General features: G+C 62.6%; 1 protein-coding gene. It reads left to right on the top strand.

All coding sequences use genetic code 11. The features are described 5' to 3' along the window. The first annotated feature begins 138 nt into the window (after positions 1–138). The gene (locus EN939_RS36955) at positions 139–576 is read left to right on the top strand and encodes a hypothetical protein (protein WP_127272122.1); all 438 of its coding nucleotides are present in this window, start codon (positions 139–141) and stop codon (positions 574–576) included. The last annotated feature ends 58 nt before the right edge of the window (positions 577–634 follow it).

Here is a 634-nt window from a genome sequence, read left to right as displayed (position 1 = left end):
AGAATCGATCGAGCGGCGCGTTCCGTCTTGTCCGGTCAGCTGAGGGACTGCGTTTGACAATTCATCCACCTGGGATTGAACCTTGCCCGCCATCGTCGACACTCATGCATGTCCGGTTCTCCAACAAGGAAGCTCCCAATGCTTGCACGCGCGGCCGCAATCCTGTCCCTCTTCGCCTGGCTGCCCCTCGTACCGTTGGCGCATGCCGGCGCGCAGAGCATCCCGGCCAGCGCCGAAGGCCAGATCGAGTTCAACACGCCGTCCGGCAACATCGGCTGCATCTACACGGCCAAAGGCGGCACCGGCACCTATGAGCCAAAGGATGGCGGCCCGGAGCTGAGTTGCTCGCGCGTCGAGCCGAGCTACGTCACGATTATCCTGGGTCCGAAGGGGCCAGCCACTCTGATCAAAAACCCGGGCGAGCAGGGCTGCTGCAGCGATGTCGACAAGCTTGGCTACGGCAACAGCTGGAGCGCCGGGCCGTTCTCGTGCCAGTCGTCAACCAAGGGACTGACCTGCACCGCCACGAACGGCCATGGATTTTTCATCAGCAAGGCCAAAGCGACGGTGAAGTAACGTTTGCTGCTGTCGCGGAGAGGAGAGGGCGGTCGGCTCAGCCGGCCTTGTCCAGTTC

Source organism: Mesorhizobium sp. M7A.F.Ca.CA.002.05.1.1, from assembly GCF_003998335.1.
Taxonomy (GTDB): domain Bacteria; phylum Pseudomonadota; class Alphaproteobacteria; order Rhizobiales; family Rhizobiaceae; genus Mesorhizobium.
This window is presented reverse-complemented; position numbering and strand designations above follow the sequence as displayed.